Below are 20516 nucleotides of genomic sequence, written 5' to 3'. Positions count from 1 at the left end.
TCCTATGAAATTCAATCCAAATCAAAGATATACTCGTTGGTCTATTCGCCGTCTCAGTGTCGGTGTTGCCTCAGTTGTTGTAGCCAGTGGCTTTTTTGTCCTAGTTGGCCAACCAAGTTCGGTGCGTGCCGACGTGGTCAATCCAACCCCTGCTCAAGTCGTGCCAGACGCAACGTCGGTGAGTGAAAAGAGCGACTTACCAGTAGGAGTTCTCAAAGAAGCAGTCTATACAGCTCTTCCTTCAGAACAGGCAGACTCAACACCTAAAGCGAGCTTGGATACTACAAGCTCTCCAGAAAAAGTGAATGTAGCTGATAAAGACCAAGTGGTAGCGCCAAAAGAAGAAGTGCAAGCAAAATCAGAATCTAAGAAAGAAACGGAAGATGCGGTTAAACCTGTGGAAAGTCCTGCAGCTACAGTTGCTGGACAAGACCGTGAAGCAAATGAAGCGCAACCAGCAACCACTCCAGCTGAAGTGCAAAAAGGCGTGGCCGATAACACCAAAGACACAGTAGATGTTCCAGCCACTTACTTGGATAAAGCCAACTTCCCTGGTCCATTCACAGCTGGTGTCAACCAAGTCATCCCATATGAATTCTTCGCAGGTGACGGTATGTTAACTCGTCTGATTTTGAAAGCATCCGACAAGGCTCCATGGTCAGACAACGGTTCAGCTAAAAATCCCGCTCTTCCACCGGTAGAGAAATTGGGTAAAGGTCTCTACTTCTATGAAGTGGACTTGGCTGGCACTCAAGGAAAATCAGATAAAGAACTTCTTGCCCTCTTGAAACAAAATGGTACACAAAGCTATAAGGCTACTATCAAGGTGTATGGTGCCAAAGATGGCAAGGCTGATTTGAGCAATCTCGTAGCGACAAAAGATTTGGATGTCAACTTGAACGGCTTAACTACTCCAGCTGAAGTGCAAAAAGGCGTAGCCGACAACACTAAAGACACAGTAGACGTTCCCGCTACTTACTTGGACAAAGCCAACTTCCCAGGTCCATTCACAGCTGGTGTCAACCAAGTCATTCCATATGAATTCTTCGCAGGTGATGGTATGTTGACACGCCTTATCTTGAAAGCTTCTGACAAGGCACCATGGTCAGACAACGGTTCAGCTAAAAATCCTGCTCTCCCACCAGTAGAAAAATTGGGCAAAGGCCTCTACTTCTATGAAGTGGATTTGGCTGGCACTCAAGGCAAATCAGATAAAGACTTGTTAGAGTTGTTGAAACAAAACGGTACACATAGCTATAAAGCTACCATCAAAGTGTACGGTGCGAAAGACGGCAAGGCAGATTTGAGCAACCTCGTAGCAACTAAGGATTTGACAGTAAACTTGAATGGACATCAGTCTCTTGTTCCGATGCAGTCAGGTTTCGTCCCATCTTCTAATGGTTCAGCTATGCCGGCTCCAATGATGAATAGTCATCAAGATGCGTCTAAGACGAACGCTCAAATGCCAAGTGCCAATCAAGATGAGATGAAATCTAAAATGCCAGCTGCTAGCCAGGATAAGATGATGCCTAACAAAGAGCAGGACAAAACCATGAATGCTAGCCAGCCTATGGCAACACCAAGCATGAAACAAGACCAAACTCCAGCAGCCTCAAGCAAAATGTCTGATGAAGGCAAGATGGTAGCTAATAACAAGGTGTCAAGTCCAATGATGGCTGATCAAATGAAAGAGCAAAAAGACATGCTTCCATATACTGGTGAAGCTCAAACATCAATGGCTACTATTGGATTCTTTGGACTCGCCTTGGCTGGACTGCTAGGTGGCCTCGGTTTGAAAGCTAAAAAAGAGGAAAATGACTAGTCTAACTACAGACTTTCTATCTAGGATATGAAAAATCCAGATATCGTTTAGAATGTTCGTAAAGTGATTAAAATAGTGTTATACTATTGTGGTATAGCACTGTTTTTTTCAAAGGAGAGACAGATGGGAAAGACAATTTTACTCGTTGACGACGAGGTAGAAATCACAGATATTCATCAACGCTATCTGGTTCAGGCAGGGTATCAGGTTTTGGTGGCTCATGATGGAGTAGAGGCCTTGGAAATCTTCAAGCGAAAACCGATTGATTTGATTATTACAGATATCATGATGCCTCGGATGGATGGCTATGATTTGATTAGTGAAGTTCAGTATCAATCTCCAGATCAGCCTTTTCTCTTTATCACGGCTAAGACCAGTGAGCAGGACAAGATTTATGGCCTGAGCTTAGGGGCAGATGACTTTATTGCCAAGCCCTTTAGCCCACGTGAGCTGGTTTTGCGTGTCCACAATATCTTGCGTCGCCTTCATCGTGGAGGTGAGACAGAGGTTGTCAGTCTCGGGGATTTACGGATGAATCACGGTAGCCATGAGGTCCAAGTCGGAGATGTGGCGCTTGATTTGACAGTCAAATCCTTCGAACTTCTATGGCTTTTAGCCAGCAATCCAGAGCGGGTTTTCTCTAAGACAGACCTTTATGAAAAGGTCTGGCAAGAAGACTATGTGGATGATACCAATACCTTGAATGTTCATATTCATGCTCTTAGACAGGAGTTGGCTAAACATGCCAGTGCAGAAACGCCTACTATCAAAACCGTCTGGGGCTTGGGCTACAAAATTGAGAAAGCACGAGGTAGTTAATGAAATTAAAAAGTTATATTTTAGTGGGATATATCATTTCAACACTCCTAACGATTATCGTGGTTTTTTGGGCCATCCAGCGCATGTTAATTCAGCAAAGAGAAATTTATTTCCTGATTGGCATGACTTTAATCGCAAGTTTTGTTGGTGCTGGGATTAGTCTCTTTCTCCTATCGCCAGTCTTTACATCATTGGCCAAACTTAAGGAACATGCCAAGCGAGTAGCGGACAAGGACTTTCCATCAAGTCTGGAGGTTCAAGGCCCTGTAGAATTTCAACAATTAGGCCAAGCTTTCAATGAAATGTCCCATGATTTGCAGGCGACCTTTGATTCCTTGGAAGAAAGCGAACGTGAAAAGGGCTTGATGATTGCTCAACTATCGCATGATATCAAGACCCCCATCACTTCAATCCAAGCGACGGTAGAAGGGATTTTGGATGGGGTTATCAAGGAAGGAGAACAGGACCATTATCTAGCAACCATTGGGCGCCAGACTGAAAGACTCAATAAACTGGTTGAGGAGTTGAATTTTTTGACCCTAAATACAGCTAGAAATCAGGTGGGAACTACCAGCAAAGACAGCATTTTTCTGGATCAGCTCTTGATTGAGTGTATGAGTGAATTTCAGTTCTTGATTGAGCAGGAGGAGAGAGATGTCCACTTGCAAGTAATCCCAGAGTCTGCTCGGATTGAAGGAGATTATGCCAAGCTTTCTCGCATCTTGGTGAATCTGGTCAATAACGCATTTAAATACTCGGCTCCAGGAACCAAGCTGGAAGTGGTGGCTAAGCTGGAGAAAAACCAGCTTTCAATCAGTGTGACCGATGAGGGGCAGGGGATTGCTCCAGAGGATTTGGAGAATATTTTCAAACGCCTTTATCGTGTCGAAACTTCGCGTAATATGAAAACAGGTGGTCATGGCTTGGGTCTTGCGATTGCGCGTGAATTGGCCCATCAATTGGGTGGAGAAATCACAGTTACCAGCCAGTACGGCCTAGGAAGCACCTTTACCCTCTTTCTTCACCTCTCTGGTAATGAAAATAAAGCTTAAAACCCCTTTACAAATCTAGCCATTCATGGTAAAATGAATTTTGTGTGAAATATCAGCAGGAAAGCATGAAGCTCGTCAACAGGTGTCTTATGATAAGTAACCTTGGCTGTTTAGGCGAAGGGCATCTGCACGAATCAGGGCTTTCTAAGTGACTATTTCCACCGAAATATTATTTATATCAGGAGGACATTCACATGTCACGTTATACAGGACCATCTTGGAAACAAGCTCGTCGCCTTGGCCTTTCACTTACAGGTACAGGTAAAGAATTGGCACGTCGTAACTACGTACCAGGACAACACGGACCAAACAACCGTTCTAAATTGTCAGAATACGGTTTGCAATTGGCTGAAAAACAAAAACTTCGTTTCACTTATGGTGTAGGTGAAAAACAATTCCGTAACTTGTTCGTACAAGCTACAAAAATCAAAGGCGGAATCCTAGGTTTCAACTTCATGCTTCTTTTGGAGCGTCGTTTGGATAACGTTGTTTACCGTCTTGGTCTTGCGACTACTCGTCGTCAAGCTCGTCAATTCGTAAACCACGGTCACATCCTTGTTGACGGAAAACGTGTTGATATCCCATCATACCGTGTAACTCCAGGTCAAGTGATCTCAGTTCGTGAAAAATCATTGAAAGTTCCAGCTATCCTTGAAGCAGTAGAAGCTACTCTTGGACGTCCAGCATTCGTATCATTCGACGCTGAAAAATTGGAAGGTTCATTGACTCGCTTGCCAGAACGCGATGAAATCAACCCAGAAATCAACGAAGCACTTGTCGTTGAATTCTACAACAAAATGCTTTAAGATAAGACTTTATATTGTAAGAAGCCTACAACAGTGGGCTTTTTGCTTTGTCTCAAAATGTTGATTTCAGGGTTTGTCATCATTTTTATCATCACTTATAACGAACTCACAGCTTTCTCATAAAATGAGACGGCTGTTTTTGCTTTTTCTTTGGAGAGATGACTGTAAGTGTCCATAGCCATAGCTAGTGTAGAATGACCTAGACGGTGTTGCAGTTCTTTATATGGTATTCCAGAGTTTAACAAGAGACTAGTGTGTGTGTGTCTAAAACCGTGGAATCCGATATTAGGAACACCAGCATGTTTGAAACGTGTGTTTAAACATGTTGCTAGTGTTTTATTGTTTGGGTATTGAGGAAATAAGAGAAGTTTAAAAGTCTATCATTTTAAATTTGATGTTTACAAAATGATAAGCAGATAAGCAAAGCAATAACTTGCCTTAATTGCTTACATAATGACAAGGAGATAGGAGAGATAAAAATGTCTCCTAATTCCTTACCAAATAGTATGGAGAATGGACTTGAACCAAGAGCGAACATCGAGAAAATGTAAAAAAGCACTTAGCATAATCTAAGCGCTCGAGAGTAGTGGACGGTGTGCCTGTCCCGTCATCTCATACTATGAAGTTGCGTAGCGACACTATCATTTCTACCTCACTTCTCTTTAAACTAATTATATCATAAAGGAGTAGCAGCTTGACCACTGACGAAGTAGAAAAGAAGCTAAAAAGCTATCGTAATAGTGTCTTGTTGATTGAATATTAGGCTAGGAAAGTTTATAATGAAGTTAAAGTAAAGGAGGTTTCGTTTTAGATATGATGATACCACCAAGTAAAGAGCTCTTGATTTTTTATAATCAAATTCATGAGTGGGTTGACCAAGTTTATCCAGACCAAGATAAACCTTCTTTATCGTTTAAGAAAGACACTCCACAATCTATTTTAGATTTATTTGATAGTATTAAATCTAAAATTGGTTTTGATTACTCAGAACACAAGTATTGAAATAATAATTATGGACAAGTTAAATATGAAAAATAAGATAATTGATGTTTATAAAATAGCGCATCGTCTTGTTTCTATTACTGTTGAGAATCCTGATTTTTCAGATTTGAAAATCAATCAGTTTGTTAGAATTGGAGAAAAAGAGTATAGGGTACGTAGTGTCCCTATGATTCATTCAGCTCCACCTAAATCGATCTTAGAAATAGATACATTTGCGATTGACTACACTGAGGACGACTTGATGATATAGAGGCGGTATTTAGGAGATCGGATAGCGAAGCTTAATGGATCGATAGAATTGTAGCAAGAATATGGTGTTTGTGATAAAAGATATATAAGGACTAATAGAAAATAGAAGTATTTAAAGATGATTAAAATTTCAATCAGTTTGTTACTAGATGCAATCGAAGATAATGTTGATTACAAAGTGATTCAGTCTCTTGAACTTGAGGATCAACTTAGAGAATTGACAAGGCAATTTCAGGGAGAAAACGGGGAATTCTTAGTAAAAGAAGAAGCATTTGAAATACTGCCTTTTGATAGAGATACTAAGGATAATATTATTAAACAAATAAAGCAAAATAGTCAAAATGTTTTCGAAGACGATTTCGATACCTTGTTGCAATTATATTTTTGAGCACCAAGAATAATTCAAGCACTTATTTCACACTAAATAGAAAATGACAAAGATTGATAAACAAATTATTACGATGTACAAAATAGAAGATGGAGCCTCTAAGAGGCAGTATTCTATTGTGAGTGGAGGTTGTAAAGGTATTGCAACTATCGATAAAATTACTTTGGAATATAGCTATGTTGGAGATGATTTAGGACAATTCGCTTCGTTTGTAAAAGATACTTTAAGTAAAAGCATTAAGTTAGGAAAAGAATTGCCAGATAAGTTTTCGTATGGCTTTGGATAAGCTGCGGAATATTTTATATAGGAGAATCAAGACATATTATGGTAATATTAGATGATTTACGAACATTGTATGACAATGGTTGGGACGCTTCTTTTGATTATAAGGGTCAAGCATGTGGGATTTTCCCTAATTCTGTTTATGACATTGTAGTCGTCCTTGGAGATAATGAATTTAAAGTGTCATCTTTTGATGAGTTAATTTCTTTACAGATTAAAGGGAAAACTTTGCTGGAAATCATGAGTGAGGTTGAAGTACAATATGGTTGAAGGACACTAGAGAAAAAGATAGACAATAAATTCAGATGCACAGATTGAAAGTTGAGAAAAAAGTGCTATAATTAAGATATGAAGGATAGAGGTTGAGAATCTGTCACCAACGCGCCACTTATAGTGGGTCGAGAAATGCAGGAGCCTCGACAGTCCTGCCTATCCTTGCAAGTCAATCAGCCCTTAACTATGAATCTAGGGGCTTTTTGCTTTGTCTTAAAATGTTGATTTCTGGGTTTGTTTAGAAATTTGCTAGTAAGGTTATTTGTGCATCTAAGCCTATCTATGCCAAGAATTAAGCTATAAATCTGGTATGATATAATGTTTTGGCCCCCTCAATTTAAGGAAGGGAGGTGTTACATATGCTAGAAACTTTACTCACAGTGTTTCTAGCTCCGTTACTTATTAACGTGTTATCTGAACTTTTCAAGTTATGTCTTAAGAAACGTAAGAAGTAATAGTTAACCCTTTAAGAGGGTAGCAAAAAAAACCATCGAAACTAAGGGGGAGTTTTCGTATGTTAAAAAGAAGTCTGAAATCGGTGGATGAAAAGTTAGAAGTTGTTTTTTTATATTGAACAAGAAAAATCGATATCGACTTTAATAAAAATGTTTAGAGTAAGTGATGAAACCATCAGAAATTGGATTTGTAAGTATAAAAAAGATGGTGTAGAAGATTTCAAAGAGAGTCAGGGATAGAAAGAATATAGTTCATAGTTAAAGGAGATTTCCGTATGAAAATAAGGACTTAAGATAATTTTTTAAGAACGTATTGAAATTGTTAACTCTACCATTACCCATGATAAAGATTATCGAGCGGTTATTGAGAAGTATGGGAACTTATTTCAGAAGTTTTATTCGGCAATACAACAGCCTTGTTCCTCATATCAAGAGGAGCAAGGCTGTTGTATAATATCTTATTATTTCATTGCCCCCTAGACTGGGAGTAATTCAAAATTTGATTTTGAAATGAGCTAATTTTTCAGATGAACACTACATTATTTTTAAGTGATGAATACTAATCTTTGTACTCTGGGAATCTGAGTTTATGATAATTTATCAAATATGAAAGTCTCTTAGAAGTAAGAATTTCTTCATCAATTTTATAGCCATTTTTTCGGGATAGTGAAATGAAATCCTTTCTAACTTCAGTGGAGAAAATAGGGAATCCGTTATTATCGAATGTCATCTTGTACTTATCAAAGTACTGGTCTTCATCACCTGGTTTTAATAATAGTGCATTGTTAGGGTCATAAGCTGCATCCAATTGTCGATTAGCTAAAGCTTCAGCGGAAGCATAGATATGTGAGACAACTAATCCTTCTTGTTCCTCCTTAGAGAACCATGAAATTTTTTTACCATAAATACGATTGCTTTCTTCGAAAACAGCCTTTTTCATAAGAGCAAAACGATAGGAGTCGCGAGTAGTATTACCTTTATCAGGTAAAAATTCATGGGCGTTTTCAGAGAGACAAATCATAAATTGCTTCTTATCTTTTTTTATTACCTCAAATAAGTTTAGATTTGACAAAACAGCTTTGAGATGAGCTACTTGATTGTATTTACGTTTAAAGAAGTTTATATGGTTTGCCCAATTCTTATCCTGTAGGATTTTCTTATCAGTGGCATAAGGGCTAGCAGTCACGTCCATTTGCATGACACCAAGTAACTCATCCATTTCTAATTTTTTATCAGATTTATTTAAAAGAGTATTTACAAGAAACTTAATTTGATTTGTTTCGCTATCATCGGATGTCATAGATGAATTAAATGATGAATATTGATATACAGTATCTGAAAATAATCGGCGTAATTCATTATTAGTTTGATTTCGTTTAATATACTGTTTTGCGGCAGGTACGTACCCATTCAGATATGGTTTAATAAAGCCGAGTTTAACAAAGGTGTTTAGCTGTTTTCTCGTAGTTGCTCCGGTTTTATCATCGTTTGGGAAAAGATGTTGGATATCGTTTTGTAAGTCCTGATAGTGAGCTATTGCTGTAAATTGTTTATGATTAGAGTTAAGGTTTTTTATTAGATCAGAAGGTGTACGATTACCTAATTCATATTTATCGATATGATTAATGATAACTTCTAAAGTCCTTTTGAATTGGTCTCCGTAAAAATTTGTGAGCGCGAGTGTGCATTTCCAATAATTTTCATAGTTCTGAACTTGAATAACTTTTTTTCTTGAGTTTAATCTTGAATTCATATGTTTACCTTATTTATAAAATTTAACTATTGCTATCATTTCAATATTTTTATTCTTTGTATTTTTACCGCTAACTTGATAATTATGTTTCTTCTCCTTAACTTCAACATCTCCATAAAACTCAAACATCTCGACCATAATATCAAAAATATTTTGAGATGCAGAGTTTAGACTTAAAACGAGATATTCAGAGTGTACACTTGCTAATTCGACTATTTTTTCAAAGTATGGTAAGAAATTTGAACGATTAGTTATGTCTATATAATCAATATTTTTACGGAAAATTTTATCAAATTTTCCGTAAAAAGAATCATAGTTATTCATAGTTCCAGGGTATGGGGGATCTAAATAAATGATATCAACCTGCTTTGATTTTTTAATTGCTTGTAAAGCATCTAATTGGAAGACCTTATTTTGTTTTTTATTGTCAAAAATGGCGTTGTTATAACTATTTAAATCAGATAAGATGTGATTTATGAAAGGTTCATTATGATAAGCTCTACGTCTGCCGTATTTTTTATAAGAGTATTCCTCGTCTCTTAGTTTTAAAATATTATTCCAATCAAGGTTCATTCGAGAGTAAGGTAATTTACGAATCATTGCTCTCCTTATTAGGGATTGAAGCAAAAATTTTTTATAACCTTTTAGATGGTTGGAAAAAAATACAAGTTTTGAAAGTTCATCAATTTCGTGTGGATAATATAATGTATTTTCTAACCAAGATAGCTGTTTTCGTAGGTTGAAATCATCAAAATCAGCAAATTTTAGTATTTCTTCTTGTGAAAGTAAAGTGTCTTTATTTTCGATTAATGCTTTATTTACAACGTAAGAAGCATAAAGTGAATCATTTGAATAGACTTCAAACCCACGCTTTTTTGATTCAAAGGATACTGATGAACCTCCGGCAAAAAGATCTAACACACGTCCTTGAGTAATTGGAAAATTATCTAAAATCCAAGAAGAAAGCTTTTCTTTATTTCCAATATAATTTATCTTTGGTAATTTGTTATTAAACATAATCTCCTTCATATGATTTTAAAGTTTTCTTAACCTCTTCGGCAATTGCTTTAGCTAATTTTGGTGGCACAGCATTTCCAATTTGTTGTTGAATAGATATGCTATTTCCTTCAAAAATGAAATTATCTGGAAAAGTTTGTAATCTGGCTAATTCTCTTGGAGAAAGGGCGCGGTTTTGACTATAATGAAATATTTTTCTCATATCTCCAGTAATTGTTACTGATGGTTTGTTACTTGCATATCGAATATATTTTCTTACATCTCCTGATTTAGGGCGGATTTCAGTAGGGATATCATTTCGATCCCCACCATCTTTAACATATGACATTTTTTGAAGCATTTGTTCTGAGTGAGTCATAGCAAAATGATTAGGTATTTCTGAACTCTGACCATTTTTGAGAGGAGGCAAATCATCAATTGTTTCTCGAACAGTTGGTGTAATTCCTTGTTTCTTTGGATAATGGAATACACCACATTTTGTACCGACAATAAAGATACGCTGCCTTTTTTGAGGAACTCCATAATCTGCTGCTTGTAAAACCTCTGCTTTTACATCATATCCTAAATTTTCGAATTCTGTCAGAATTTCTTTTATTGTTTGTCCTTTATTATGTGTTGCAAGTCTTGCTACATTTTCCATTAAAAACATCTTAGGTTGAAGAACATGAACAAATCTCACAAATTCTTTGAATAGCTTATTTCTCTCATCATCTACAAAACGCCGACCAATATTACCAGCGATGCTGAACCCTTGGCATGGGGGACCGCCTACGATAATATCTACAATGTTATTATTTTGGAGTTCTCTAATCTTCGAGTTTGAGACTTCTTTGATATCCCCTTCAATCAAAGTGTGATGTGGGAAATTTCTTCTGTATGTTTTAGCGGCTTGATGATTAAATTCAACAGAAAATAAATTTTCGAATCCTGCTTGTGCAAATCCTAATGATAGACCTCCGGAACCAGAAAAAAGGTCAATTACTTTGTATTTACTCATTAGCTTGTTCTAATTTTACCTCTTTCATTATATTTATTGATACTATTATTTTGTAGTGATTAATACAAAATAATAGTTTAACTGGAAAAAAATAGTCTGTAAAAAAACAGCGAAATTAATCGCTGAATTTTATATAATATATTTATTTAACTTCTGTAAACACAACGTGTTTGCGAAGTTTTGGTGAGTATTTCTTCAATTGAAGACGGTCTGGAGTGTTACGTTTGTTTTTAGAAGTAAGGTACAAGCGTTCACCAGATTCTTTGTGTTCAAGTGTAATATTTACGCGCATGGTATCTCCCTTCTATTATTCAGCTGATGCAGCTTTAGCGATTTTACGTCCTTTGTAGTATCCTTTAAGTGATACACGGTGAGAACGTGAGTAATCTCCAGTAGTTTCGTCAAAGTTTACAGATGGAGCTGTTACTTTGTAGTGTGTACGACGTTTGTTTTTCTTCGCTTTTGAAGTGCGACGTGCAGGTACTGCCATTTTGATTTCTCCTTTAGGTATTTATATTCGATTCAATCTACTGATTTTCATCAACCATACTAGGATAACACATTTTTTTTGTAAAGTAAAGTTACTTGACAAAAAAAGATGAAAAAATTAGAAGGTCATCAAGCAAATTAATCGAAATTTTCTGAAAATTCAAGAATTTTCTTCTGTTCATTGCTTTTAAAATGTGCTATAATAGTAAAAACTGAAATGGGAGGGAACAAATGACTGAATTAGATAAACGTCACCGCAGTAGCATTTATGACAGTATGGTAAAATCACCAAACCGTGCCATGCTTCGTGCGACTGGTATGACAGATAAGGACTTTGAAACACCGATTGTTGGGGTCATTTCGACTTGGGCGGAAAATACACCATGTAACATTCACCTGCATGATTTTGGGAAATTGGCTAAAGAAGGTGTCAAATCTGCAGGTGCTTGGCCTGTGCAGTTTGGAACTATTACTGTAGCGGATGGGATTGCCATGGGAACGCCTGGTATGCGTTTCTCTTTGACATCTCGTGATATCATCGCGGACTCAATCGAGGCGGCTATGGGAGGTCACAACGTCGATGCTTTTGTTGCTATCGGTGGCTGTGACAAGAACATGCCTGGTTCTATGATTGCCATTGCCAATATGGATATTCCAGCTATTTTCGCCTATGGTGGAACCATTGCACCGGGAAATCTTGATGGAAAAGACATTGACTTGGTTTCTGTATTTGAGGGAATCGGGAAATGGAACCACGGTGACATGACGGCTGAGGACGTGAAACGTCTTGAATGTAATGCCTGCCCTGGCCCTGGTGGCTGTGGTGGTATGTATACTGCTAATACCATGGCGACTGCTATCGAAGTTTTGGGTATGAGTTTGCCAGGCTCTTCATCTCACCCAGCTGAATCAGCTGACAAGAAAGAAGACATCGAAGCAGCAGGACGTGCTGTTGTTAAGATGTTGGAACTTGGTCTCAAACCATCAGATATCTTGACTCGTGAAGCCTTTGAAGATGCCATCACTGTAACCATGGCTCTCGGTGGTTCTACAAACGCCACTCTTCACTTGCTTGCCATTGCCCATGCTGCCAATGTTGACTTGTCACTTGAGGACTTTAATACGATCCAAGAACGTGTGCCTCACTTGGCTGACTTGAAACCATCTGGTCAGTATGTCTTCCAAGATCTTTACGAAGTCGGTGGTGTGCCTGCGGTTATGAAGTACTTGTTGGCGAATGGCTTCCTTCACGGAGATCGTATCACATGTACTGGTAAGACAGTTGCTGAGAATTTGGCTGACTTTGCAGACCTCACACCAGGTCAAAAAGTCATTATGCCACTTGAAAATCCAAAACGTGCGGATGGTCCGCTTATCATCTTGAACGGGAACCTTGCTCCTGACGGTGCGGTTGCTAAAGTATCAGGTGTGAAAGTGCGTCGTCATGTTGGACCAGCTAAGGTCTTTGACTCAGAAGAAGATGCTATTCAGGCTGTTCTGACAGATGAAATCGTTGATGGCGATGTAGTCGTTGTTCGTTTCGTTGGACCTAAAGGTGGTCCTGGTATGCCTGAGATGCTGTCACTTTCATCAATGATTGTTGGTAAAGGTCAGGGAGACAAGGTTGCCCTCTTGACAGATGGTCGTTTCTCTGGTGGTACTTATGGTCTGGTTGTTGGACATATCGCTCCTGAAGCTCAGGATGGTGGACCAATTGCCTACCTTCGTACAGGCGATATCGTTACGGTTGACCAAGATACCAAAGAAATTTCCATGGCCGTATCCGAGGAAGAACTTGAAAAACGCAAGGCAGAAACAACCTTGCCACCACTTTACAGCCGTGGTGTTCTTGGTAAATATGCCCATATCGTATCATCTGCTTCACGCGGAGCCGTGACAGACTTCTGGAATATGGACAAGTCAGGTAAAAAATAAACTCATACTCTTCGAAAATCTCTTCAAACCACGTCAACGTCGCCTTGCCGTAGGTATGGTTACTGACTTCGTCAGTTCTATCTACAACCTCAAAACACTGTTTTGAGCAACCTGCGGCTAGTTTTCTAGTTTGCTCTTCATTGAGTATCAAAAAGCAAGCCAACTTCGGCTTGCTTCTTTTCATCTTCAAAAGTGATTTACCTGCTTAACGAGGTGGTAGTCCAAGGGCAATGCGGCCGTAGCGACTGATTCGTGTGATTTTCCAAGCAGGCGACCAGGTAACTTCAACCTTTACATCTTCGATACCCTCGATTTGTTTCAGACCTGCCACGATTTCGATAGGCAGGCTTTCGGCGCAATCGCAGGCTGTGTCAGTGAAGGTCATGACAATCTTACAGAGGCCTGTTTCGTCCAGATTGATTTCATAAATCAGGCCTAGATTGTAAACATCCAATTCCACATCTGTATCAAAAACCTTCTCTAGTTTTTCGATAATTTGGTCTTGCAAGGCCAAAGCACGGTCATTGATTTTGATATCGTCTCTCATAGCAGTCCCTCCACGTGATAAATATCCTCTATTTTCTCATAATTCTGACAATTTGGCAAGTTTTTGATGAATTTTCTGAAAAAATATGATAACATAAAGAAAATGCTGAATTAAGGGGAAGCCTATGGAGCAGATTGGAAAAGTCTTTAGACAATTGCGAGAGTCAAGAAATATCTCGCTGAGACAAGCAACTGGAGGACAATTTTCGCCGTCTATGTTGTCCCGCTTTGAAACAGGTCAGAGTGAGCTTTCGGTGGAAAAGTTTCTATTTGCCCTAGAAAATATATCTGCCAGTGTAGAGGAAATCCTCTTTCTGGCGAGAGGTTTTCAGCATGATACAGATTCTGAGTTGAGAAAAGAAATCATAGATGTCTTGGATCCAAAGAATATAGCTCCGCTTGAGGACTTGTATCGCAGGGAGTATCAAAAGCATGCCCATTCTCAAAACAAACAGAAACATATTCTAAATGCCATTATTATCAAGTCTTATATGAAGAGCATGGATGAAAGTGTAGAGTTAACAGCAGAGGAAGGAAAAGTCCTTCATGACTATCTGTTTTCTACCGAGATTTGGGGAATCTATGAACTCAATTTATTTTCAGTCAGTTCACCATTTCTATCTGTTTCTCTTTTCACTAGGTATGTTAGAGAGATGGTACGTAAATCTGATTTTCTAATGGAAATGTCTGGCAATCGAAACCTTTTTCACACTATACTATTGAATGGCTTTTTAGCTAGCATTGAGTGTGAAGAATTTACCTATGCCTCTTATTTTAAACGTGTCATCGAAGAGCATTTCTACAATGAAAATGAAACCTATTTCCGAACTGTTTATCTGTGGGCAGAAGGTCTCCTTGATAGCAAGCAGGGAAGAGTCAAGGAAGGTCAGAAAAAGATGGAAGATGCTGTCCGTATTTTTGAGATGCTTGGTTGTGACAAATCTGCGGATTACTATAGAAAAACTCTCGATTCTTGAATATCTGCAAACTAAGAAAATCATTTGAAATTTGAAGCGATAGAACTTTTGACTACTCGCAGGTCATCAAAGAGATTTTATCGTTGCTTTGCTTATTTTGTGTGTTGCATATATTCAAAAAAATTTCTCGCTAATTCATAAGTGCTATACTATGGTCATACTTCATATTGAACTTATAACAAGAAGGGAGATTATCTATGAAACTATTGTTTAGAAATCAAGCTTATCGTCTTTTGACTTTATCACGCTTCTTCAATGCTTTTGGTGCTTCGATTTTTAATCTGGTATTTATCGTCTATGCATCGACCCTACCACAAGCCTCTTTTGCGGTTGCTATGGCGAATATTGTCATGATTCTTCCGACTTTCTTTACAGTTTTTGTAGGGATTCGGGCAGATTATACGAGGGCCAAGGTCAAATGGATGGTCTATAGTGGTTTGTTTCAGGCGATTTTATTTTTTCTAGCAGCTTTAGTTGTCCAGCAAGCTAGTCTCTTTGCCTTTTCTAGCCTGTGTTTAATCAATGTCATTAGTGATGTCATCAGTGATTTTGCGGGTGGCTTGCGCATGCCTCTCATTAAAGAAAAAGTAGCTGAAGACGATCTGATGGAGGCTTATTCTTTTAACCAGTTTATCACCTATATTTCAGCTATTGGTGGTCAAGCTTTTGGAGTCTGGCTCTTAGGTCTATCGGTCAACAATTTTTCCCTCGTTGCGGGAATCAATGCCTGTTTCTTCCTAGTATCAGCCGTCATTCTCTTTTTAGGAAAAAGCAAATTGAGCCTGTCAATGTCATCTGCTGATGGTGAAATTCTAAAAAATGAGAAGCTTCCGATCAAAGAGCAGTTCCTAACGATTTATCGAAATTTACGTCTCGTTTTTCTTAAAGGTGGACAGAAAAACTTTGGATTCATGATCTTTGCTGTCTTGCTTATCAATGCCTTGGGTGGCGCTTTAGGAAGCATCTATAACATCTTCTTTTTGAGCCATTCTCTTTTGGACTTTTCTTACACAGAGGCATTATTTATCAGTCAATTCTGTGCTTTGTTAGCAATCATCATCAGTAGCCTTACGGGCAATGATTATTTTGGGAAGCAGTCCCTGCCTAGATTGATGATGTGGGTGACCGTAGGACTCAGTCTAGTTGGTCTAGCTAATTTATTCAATCAAGTCGTACTTGGTTTACTATTTCTCTGTTCAACTCTGTATGTGTCTGGTAAAGTTCAACCAAAGATTAGTGCCATGCTCCTGAAAAATCTAGCTCCAGAGGTTCTAGCTCGTACCAGTAATTTTTTAGGTTTATTGTTCACCTTATCCATACCTGTGGGAACAGCCTGTTTTTCACTTGTTGCCGTATGGAATATACAGTTGACTTGGATGCTATTTGTTGGTTTTTCCTTCCTGGCTATTCTTTTGACAGTTATTAATCTCAAAAATGATATCTAAATCCTAAATTTTTTCTCACTGTTTTAATCCCTTTATTTATGGTAAAATAAGACTATTAAGTTTAAAGAGGATTCCCTATGAAATTACAAAAACCAAAAGGAACGCAGGATATTTTACCTGCTGAGTCTGCCAAATGGCAGTACGTTGAGGGCTTTGCCCGTGAGATTTTCAAGCGCTATAACTATGCAGAAGTGCGCACGCCCATTTTTGAGCATTACGAGGTTATCAGCCGTTCTGTCGGAGATACAACGGATATCGTAACCAAGGAAATGTATGATTTCTATGACAAGGGTGACCGCCATATTACCCTCCGTCCAGAAGGAACTGCGCCCGTTGTCCGTTCCTATGTGGAAAATAAACTTTTCGCACCAGAAGTGCAAAAGCCAAGTAAGTTCTACTACATGGGACCTATGTTCCGTTATGAGCGTCCACAGGCAGGGCGTTTGCGCCAATTCCACCAGATTGGTGTTGAGTGTTTTGGATCTAGCAATCCAGCTACCGATGTGGAAACTATCGCTATGGCAGCCCATTTCTTGAAAGAAATCGGTATCCAAGGTGTCAAATTGCACCTCAATACTCTTGGAAATCCTGAGAGCCGTGCAGCCTACCGCCAAGCCTTGATTGACTATTTGACACCGCTCAAGGAGACCTTGTCTAAGGATAGCCAACGTCGTTTGGAGGAAAATCCTCTTCGTGTCTTGGACTCTAAGGAGAAAGAAGACAAGGTAGCAGTCGAGAATGCACCGTCTATCTTAGATTTCCTTGATGAAGAAAGCCAAGCCCACTTTGATGCTGTGCGTCAGATGTTGGAGAATCTTGGAGTAGACTATATCATCGATACCAATATGGTGCGTGGTCTGGACTACTATAACCACACGATTTTCGAGTTCATCACTGAAATCGAGGGCAATGATCTGACAGTCTGCGCGGGTGGTCGTTACGATGGCTTGGTTGCTTACTTTGGTGGCCCTGAAACTGCTGGATTTGGTTTTGGACTTGGTGTAGAGCGCCTGCTTCTCATTCTTGAAAAGCAAGGTGTGGCTCTCCCTATCGAAAACACCCTAGATGTCTATATCGCAGTCTTGGGAGATGGAGCAAATGTCAAGGCCTTGGAGTTGGTGCAAGCCCTTCGCCAACAAGGATTCAAAGCAGAGCGTGATTACCTCAATCGTAAGCTCAAAGCTCAGTTCAAGTCAGCCGATGTCTTTGCGGCTAAGACCCTCATCACCCTAGGAGAGAGTGAAGTCGAAAGCGGACAAGTGACGGTCAAGAACAATCAAACACGAGAAGAAGTGCAAGTGTCACTTGAGACAATCAGCCAAAACTTCTCAGAAATCTTTGAAAAACTAGGCTTTTAATAGTAGAAAAACTGGTCAGGAACCCACTCCTGACCTTTTTCTTTTGCAAAATGACAAAAATCATAAACTTTTTGACAAATATGCTTATCAAAAAGAAAAAGATGTGTTACAATAAATTCAAGTTAAGAAATAGGAAGCAGAAAGGAGCTATGATGTGGGTAGTAGTATTTATACTATTTATGATTTTCTTTTATTCTAATCATTCTGAAAAAATCAAGAAACTAGAGAAGAAAATCAAAAAGCTTGAGCGAAAAGAGAAAGGAAACGCAGAAATGTCGAGATTATTGCAAGAAATGATTGGAAAGAAACCAATTATAACGGGAGTGTATATTGGGCCAGATAACTGGGAAGTTGTGGATGTTGACGAGGAATGGGTCAAACTACGTAGCGTTGATAAAAAGGGGAAAGAAAAATTCAAGTTGCAACGTATTGAGGATATCCAAACCGTTGAATTTGAGGGAGAGTAGGTGTGTAACATGCAACTAAAAAATCGTCTAAAAGAGCTTCGGGCTCGCGATAGTCTCAATCAAACCGACCTAGCCAAGCTGGCAGGGGTTTCCAGACAGACCGTTAGCCTACTAGAACGGGACGAATACACCCCGTCCGTTGTGATTGCCTTGAAAATATCTCAGATTTTCAACGAAACAGTCGAATCGGTATTTCGCTTGGAGGAGGACGAGTGATGAACAAGTTTAAAGTGATTTATTATATGAGTGTTCTTGCCCTCATTGTGAATGCTTTTGCTATGATTGGAACATTACTGGGGTGGTTCTATTTTGTTGAAAGTAAGTATTTGTTTTGGATTAATTTAGTCCTCTTATCCATTTTCAATTGGTTAAAGAAAAAGGAGAAAAATGATGAACAAGTATAAAGTGATCTATTATGTAGTTGCCATAGCTCTATTAGTCAGCATGTGTCTACTAATTGGAACAAATCTAGGATGGTTTGATCTCTATTACAGCGACCAATTTATTTGGGCCTACTTTGCTCTTATCCCAGTCGTTGACTGGATTGAAAAGAAAGCAAACAATTTAGCGAGTGAAAAAGGAGAATGAATATGAAAAAGAAAAATAAACGTGTCTTGTTATTTTTAATTCCTGTTGTCTTGGGAGCTTTCTTGTATATGTTTGTAGATATGTTGAAGGCTGGTGCCGAATCCCACGGAATTATGTTAGATGTAAAAGTCTTGATACCATGGCTATCAGCCATTTGTTTACTATTAGGTTTCGTTGGCATTGTTTTGACGTTCAATTTCTTAAAGAAAAGCAGAAAATTTCACTCCTTGTATCAAGAGGAAATGGATGATGATCTGAATGAAACCTATTATGTGCAAATGTATCGTGATCTTGAGTTTGGAAACATTACTTCTAACATTACAAGTGTAGCGATTTTATTGGCTCTTGTCATCTCAGGTAGTGAAGTAATTGTACTCGATGTAAGTCGTATAACATTTTCCCTTTCCTTTTTGGAATTAGTGCTGTTCTTGCAGAGTCAAAAATATCTTTCTAAAACAATTGCGATTGTTCGTCAGCTTGATTTGGCATTTTTCTCTACACCAAAGGATATCTTAGAGCATTTCGATTCTTACGATGAAGGGGAGCGCAAGGCTAATTTGGAACAGAGTTTTCGGATTTTATTCCAATTAAATAACTATGTCTTACCAATCTTATATATTTTTCTTTTTATCATTTCTTTCTTGACAGGAGAGATTCAGTTACTGGGCTTCTTGCTTGTAGGAGCAATCCATATTTATATCAATGCGATGCAGTTACCTATGGTAAAACGTTATTTCAAATAGGAGATTTTTATGAAACTACTTAAAAACCTTGGCTGGTTTCTTCTAGCCATTCTATCCTTTTACTTTATCTATGGTCTGGTTCAGAGCATGGCGCTGTCAGCTCTTGGACTAGGGGCTTCAATCTTTGGAGTCTTACCACTTTATGTCGTCCTGTCAGGGGCCTATGTTTATGGAGTTTACAGATGGTATCAGACAGAAAAGGTTAGCATCCAGACGACGGTTTTTAATCGTTATATCTGGTTGCCTGCTCTGGTTTTGCTAGTGGCGATTACAGCCCAGTTCTTTTTACCAGATGATCCGTCGGTCAATCAACAAATTGTATCACAGCTGACAGTTGCTCAGCCTGTCTTTGGTTTCTTTATGGTAGTGGTCTTTGCTCCTTTGACGGAAGAACTTATCTTTAGAGGGATGTTGGCACGCTATTTCTTTCCTAAGCAGGACAATAGTAAACAAACTCTGATTTTCCTTCTGGTATCTAGTGTTTTGTTTGCCTTAGGTCATTTCCCAAGTGATGTGCAACAATTTTTAGTCTATTTTAGCCTTGGTTTTAGCTTTGGCTTGGCTTATATTAGTAGAAAGGGGCTCGCTTACAGTATTTCACTACATGCTTTGAATAATTTAGTCAGCTTTTTGATGATTCTCATGCTATAATAGAGTCAGGAGGTCACATGAAACGAGTAATTTTATTAGCAGTGATTCAAGCAGTCGTTCTATTTTTCATCATTGGGGCGCTAGCTTATGCCTTTAAGGGCGATTTCTTTTATAGCCATCTAGCAGTGGTCTTTGCCCCTATTGCCGGTATCTGGCGTTTTGGGACAGCTTATACAACGGAAATTGTCTTGCCGAGAAAAGCGGCTGAAATCGCTGAAAAGCGTAAAGCAGGCAACAATTCAAAATAAAAGAGTCCGGTGAAGTTCATCGGATTTTTGTATTGGAGATAATTTTTAGATCCTTCACCTGATTTTTAAAGACTGACAAACTTTTCTGATGATTTTCATGAAGAGCCTGCGCTTTTATGGTAAAATAGTAACAGAATAAAAGAGGAGAGAAACA

Annotated in this window: 27 protein-coding genes and 1 pseudogene; 21 read left to right on the top strand and 7 right to left on the bottom strand. The window is 38.6% G+C overall.

Going from position 1 to position 20516, the window contains the following annotated elements:
* Positions 1-4 precede the first annotated feature (4 nt).
* The 4 genes from RWO85_RS03315 to rpsD all read left to right on the top strand — a co-directional run bounded on the left by RWO85_RS03315 (position 5) and on the right by rpsD (position 4499).
* Entirely contained in the window at positions 5-1822 is a 1818-nt protein-coding gene (locus tag RWO85_RS03315) for an SSURE domain-containing protein (protein WP_314414001.1), read from the top strand.
* A gap of 123 nt (positions 1823-1945) precedes the next feature.
* Positions 1946-2641 (top strand): response regulator transcription factor, encoded by a 696-nt coding sequence (locus RWO85_RS03310; RefSeq protein WP_049544544.1) that lies wholly within the window; start codon positions 1946-1948, stop codon positions 2639-2641.
* Complete coding sequence (locus tag RWO85_RS03305; protein ID WP_314413999.1) at positions 2641-3693, top strand: HAMP domain-containing sensor histidine kinase; 1053 nt, start codon at positions 2641-2643, stop codon at positions 3691-3693. The genes RWO85_RS03310 and RWO85_RS03305 overlap by 1 nt, the downstream gene beginning before the upstream one ends.
* A 194-nt stretch (positions 3694-3887) precedes the next feature.
* Positions 3888-4499, top strand: a complete 612-nt coding sequence (gene rpsD, locus RWO85_RS03300) for a 30S ribosomal protein S4 (protein ID WP_000092756.1) — start codon at positions 3888-3890, stop codon at positions 4497-4499.
* A gap of 95 nt (positions 4500-4594) precedes the next feature.
* Here the strand turns inward: rpsD and RWO85_RS03295 are convergent.
* Positions 4595-4852, bottom strand: a pseudogene (locus tag RWO85_RS03295) (tyrosine-type recombinase/integrase); the annotation flags it as partial.
* Between the two features lie 460 nt (positions 4853-5312).
* Between RWO85_RS03295 and RWO85_RS03290 the strand changes: the two are divergent.
* The 6 genes from RWO85_RS03290 (at position 5313) to RWO85_RS10370 (ending at position 7388) form a co-directional block, all read left to right on the top strand.
* Positions 5313-5501: a hypothetical protein gene (locus RWO85_RS03290; protein WP_314413997.1), complete on the top strand. Its 189-nt coding sequence runs from the start codon at positions 5313-5315 to the stop codon at positions 5499-5501.
* 10 nt (positions 5502-5511) lie between these two features.
* Positions 5512-5751, top strand: coding sequence for a hypothetical protein (locus RWO85_RS03285; protein WP_314413995.1), 240 nt, complete (start codon positions 5512-5514; stop codon positions 5749-5751).
* A gap of 117 nt (positions 5752-5868) precedes the next feature.
* Complete coding sequence (locus RWO85_RS03280; RefSeq protein WP_314413993.1) at positions 5869-6138, top strand: hypothetical protein; 270 nt, start codon at positions 5869-5871, stop codon at positions 6136-6138.
* A gap of 43 nt (positions 6139-6181) precedes the next feature.
* Positions 6182-6424 carry a hypothetical protein gene (locus tag RWO85_RS03275; protein ID WP_125454804.1) on the top strand — a complete coding sequence of 81 codons (243 nt, stop codon included), beginning with the start codon at positions 6182-6184 and terminating at the stop codon, positions 6422-6424.
* Between the two features lie 38 nt (positions 6425-6462).
* Positions 6463-6690, top strand: a complete 228-nt coding sequence (locus RWO85_RS03270) for a 16S rRNA processing protein RimM (protein ID WP_314413992.1) — start codon at positions 6463-6465, stop codon at positions 6688-6690.
* Between the two features lie 560 nt (positions 6691-7250).
* The gene (locus RWO85_RS10370; RefSeq protein ID WP_399553585.1) at positions 7251-7388 is read left to right on the top strand and encodes a helix-turn-helix domain-containing protein; all 138 of its coding nucleotides are present in this window, start codon (positions 7251-7253) and stop codon (positions 7386-7388) included.
* Positions 7389-7707: 319 nt separating this feature from the next.
* Here RWO85_RS10370 and RWO85_RS03265 read toward each other — a convergent pair whose 3' ends face one another.
* The 5 genes from RWO85_RS03265 to rpmF form a co-directional block, all read right to left on the bottom strand.
* A complete protein-coding gene (locus RWO85_RS03265) occupies positions 7708-8901 on the bottom strand; it encodes a hypothetical protein (RefSeq protein WP_314413990.1) in 1194 nt (397 codons plus the stop codon).
* Positions 8902-8910: 9 nt separating this feature from the next.
* Complete coding sequence (locus RWO85_RS03260) at positions 8911-9918, bottom strand: DNA adenine methylase (protein ID WP_314413988.1); 1008 nt, start codon at positions 9916-9918, stop codon at positions 8911-8913.
* Complete coding sequence (locus RWO85_RS03255; RefSeq protein WP_314413987.1) at positions 9911-10915, bottom strand: DNA cytosine methyltransferase; 1005 nt, start codon at positions 10913-10915, stop codon at positions 9911-9913. The genes RWO85_RS03260 and RWO85_RS03255 overlap by 8 nt, the downstream gene beginning before the upstream one ends.
* A 142-nt stretch (positions 10916-11057) precedes the next feature.
* On the bottom strand, positions 11058-11207 hold the full coding sequence (gene rpmG / locus RWO85_RS03250) for a 50S ribosomal protein L33 (RefSeq protein WP_001265622.1): 150 nt from the start codon (positions 11205-11207) through the stop codon (positions 11058-11060).
* A gap of 15 nt (positions 11208-11222) precedes the next feature.
* Complete coding sequence (gene rpmF / locus RWO85_RS03245; protein WP_000290417.1) at positions 11223-11405, bottom strand: 50S ribosomal protein L32; 183 nt, start codon at positions 11403-11405, stop codon at positions 11223-11225.
* A 230-nt stretch (positions 11406-11635) separates the two neighbouring features.
* On the opposite strand from rpmF, the gene ilvD reads away from it, so the two are divergent.
* The gene (ilvD, locus tag RWO85_RS03240; protein WP_000137343.1) at positions 11636-13339 is read left to right on the top strand and encodes a dihydroxy-acid dehydratase; all 1704 of its coding nucleotides are present in this window, start codon (positions 11636-11638) and stop codon (positions 13337-13339) included.
* A gap of 205 nt (positions 13340-13544) precedes the next feature.
* Here ilvD and RWO85_RS03235 read toward each other — a convergent pair whose 3' ends face one another.
* Positions 13545-13886 (bottom strand): metal-sulfur cluster assembly factor, encoded by a 342-nt coding sequence (locus RWO85_RS03235; RefSeq protein ID WP_001204052.1) that lies wholly within the window; start codon positions 13884-13886, stop codon positions 13545-13547.
* A gap of 124 nt (positions 13887-14010) precedes the next feature.
* Between RWO85_RS03235 and RWO85_RS03230 the strand changes: the two genes are divergently transcribed.
* The 10 genes from RWO85_RS03230 (at position 14011) to RWO85_RS03185 (ending at position 20362) form a co-directional block, all read left to right on the top strand.
* Positions 14011-14862, top strand: coding sequence for an Rgg/GadR/MutR family transcriptional regulator (locus RWO85_RS03230; RefSeq protein WP_314413986.1), 852 nt, complete (start codon positions 14011-14013; stop codon positions 14860-14862).
* 197 nt (positions 14863-15059) lie between these two features.
* Positions 15060-16307 (top strand): transporter, encoded by a 1248-nt coding sequence (locus RWO85_RS03225; protein ID WP_314413984.1) that lies wholly within the window; start codon positions 15060-15062, stop codon positions 16305-16307.
* A gap of 77 nt (positions 16308-16384) precedes the next feature.
* A complete protein-coding gene (gene hisS / locus RWO85_RS03220; protein WP_314413983.1) occupies positions 16385-17665 on the top strand; it encodes a histidine--tRNA ligase in 1281 nt (426 codons plus the stop codon).
* A complete protein-coding gene (locus RWO85_RS03215; protein ID WP_314414032.1) occupies positions 17665-18132 on the top strand; it encodes a hypothetical protein in 468 nt (155 codons plus the stop codon). The genes hisS and RWO85_RS03215 overlap by 1 nt, the downstream gene beginning before the upstream one ends.
* 9 nt (positions 18133-18141) lie before the next feature.
* Positions 18142-18348, top strand: a complete 207-nt coding sequence (locus RWO85_RS03210; RefSeq protein ID WP_140834037.1) for a helix-turn-helix transcriptional regulator — start codon at positions 18142-18144, stop codon at positions 18346-18348.
* Positions 18348-18536, top strand: coding sequence for a hypothetical protein (locus RWO85_RS03205; protein ID WP_314413980.1), 189 nt, complete (start codon positions 18348-18350; stop codon positions 18534-18536). Before RWO85_RS03210 ends, RWO85_RS03205 begins: the two co-directional genes overlap by 1 nt.
* Positions 18523-18720, top strand: coding sequence for a hypothetical protein (locus RWO85_RS03200; protein ID WP_173280933.1), 198 nt, complete (start codon positions 18523-18525; stop codon positions 18718-18720). Before RWO85_RS03205 ends, RWO85_RS03200 begins: the two co-directional genes overlap by 14 nt.
* Before the next feature lie 2 nt (positions 18721-18722).
* Positions 18723-19463: a DUF3169 family protein gene (locus tag RWO85_RS03195; protein ID WP_314413978.1), complete on the top strand. Its 741-nt coding sequence runs from the start codon at positions 18723-18725 to the stop codon at positions 19461-19463.
* A 9-nt stretch (positions 19464-19472) separates the two neighbouring features.
* Entirely contained in the window at positions 19473-20114 is a 642-nt protein-coding gene (locus RWO85_RS03190; RefSeq protein WP_314413976.1) for a type II CAAX endopeptidase family protein, read from the top strand.
* 17 nt (positions 20115-20131) lie between these two features.
* Complete coding sequence (locus RWO85_RS03185; protein ID WP_000832186.1) at positions 20132-20362, top strand: hypothetical protein; 231 nt, start codon at positions 20132-20134, stop codon at positions 20360-20362.
* The last annotated feature ends 154 nt before the right edge of the window (positions 20363-20516 follow it).

This window comes from uncultured Streptococcus sp., from assembly GCF_963521865.1.
Lineage (GTDB): Bacteria > Bacillota > Bacilli > Lactobacillales > Streptococcaceae > Streptococcus.
The sequence above is the reverse complement of the archived record's forward strand: the minus strand, read 5'-3'. Positions and strand labels throughout refer to the sequence as shown.